Origin of the sequence: Cupriavidus sp. UYPR2.512 (genome assembly GCF_000379565.1) — a bacterium.
Lineage (GTDB): Bacteria > Pseudomonadota > Gammaproteobacteria > Burkholderiales > Burkholderiaceae > Cupriavidus.
In genome coordinates this window covers 1-1,221 of sequence record NZ_KB903115.1, presented here as the reverse complement: position 1 = coordinate 1,221, position 1,221 = coordinate 1, and the positions used below count along the sequence as shown (strand labels likewise).

3 protein-coding genes are annotated in these 1,221 nt (G+C 58.7%); 2 read left to right on the top strand and 1 reads right to left on the bottom strand.

All coding sequences use genetic code 11. The annotated features are described in order from the left end of the window. Together A3A5_RS39195 and A3A5_RS0122830 are read left to right on the top strand one after the other, a co-directional pair. Window positions 1–369 (top strand): tyrosine-type recombinase/integrase (locus A3A5_RS39195; RefSeq protein ID WP_018312820.1); only part of this gene is annotated, 369 nt, incomplete at its 5' end. A gap of 109 nt (window positions 370–478) precedes the next feature. After that, window positions 479–907, top strand: coding sequence for an HU family DNA-binding protein (locus A3A5_RS0122830; RefSeq protein WP_018312819.1), 429 nt, complete (start codon window positions 479–481; stop codon window positions 905–907). A gap of 132 nt (window positions 908–1,039) precedes the next feature. Here the strand turns inward: A3A5_RS0122830 and A3A5_RS45065 are convergent. Continuing rightward, window positions 1,040–1,221, bottom strand: a 182-nt coding sequence (locus tag A3A5_RS45065) for a hypothetical protein (RefSeq protein WP_026201024.1), incomplete at its 5' end; no start/stop codon positions are given.

The window sequence follows — 1,221 nt, the reverse complement described above, 5'->3', positions numbered from 1 at the left end:
AAACGGCGAGACGCGCGCACCGTGCATCTTTCTGACTTTGCCGTGCCACTCCTGCATGATTGGCTGGCGCGCCGAAAGACACTGCCCATCGAGGGCGATCGACTTTTTACCCTGCGGCCCAATGGCCAACCGATCACCGACATGAGCTTCGGCCGCATCGTGTCCGAGATCCTCGACGCCATCGGCGTCACGGACGTCGAAATGAGCCCGCGCACGCTGCGCAATACGTTCTGTCGGCGCCAGCTGCTGGCGGGCCACTCGCGCGACGAAGTCAGCCAGATGCTCGGTCTTGCCAGCAATCGCACCTGTGACCGCATCGCAGCCACAATCCCGCTGAACCAAGCGTTGCGGCCGCGCCGCAATGAGTGAAAAACAGGTGTTTACGGGCCTTGCAGAGATTGCCGCATTTGCTATGCTTCGGCGGTGCGCTGCAGGCTAAATCCGGCCTGCAGGCGTGCATTTTCAACCAGACACGACTATGGCCACGAAAGCAAAACCTGTAGCAAAGACTGCAACGAAGACCGCTGCGAAGAAAGCTGCCCCTGCAAAGGCCGCTCCGGCCAAGAAGGCGGCTGCCGCTGCCCCGGTCGCCAAGCCGCTGAAGGAGACCTTCAATAAGTCCAGCCTGCTGGCACACCTGATTGACCAGACTGAACTGGACAAGAAGACCGTTCAGACTGTGCTGGCTCACCTTGAGAATACGGTCCTGAGCGCGGTCCATAAAAAGGGGGCTGGCGAGTTCACCCTGCCGGGCCTCTTCAAGGTGTCGGCCATTCAGGTGCCGGCCACCAAGAAGCGCTTTGGGAAGAACCCCTTCACCGGCCAGGACCAATGGTTCGCCGCGAAGCCGGCCAGCGTGAAGGTGAAGGTGCGCCCGCTCAAGAAGCTGAAGGACGCCGCAGCTTGATCGCCCAAAAGCGCAAACGGAAAAGGCCCGACATCTTGCGATGTCGGGCCTTTTCCCATGTAAAGACAACTCGGTTTCAAGAAGAAGCGGGCCCGCAGCCCTCAGTGTAACGGGCCGCCTCACGTCGATAGCTTAGCGAGTGAGCTTTTCGAGAGAGACTCGCACCATGTCTGGAAAGGCTCGAACAAAGAATACGTCGACCACATAGTAGCAGGCGATGAATTCCGCGACTTCATCGATTACCGATTCTGGGTCTTGGTCACCAATCCAGAAGCAAAAGATTGAGTCATCGTCGGATTCCGGTTTTTCGCTTA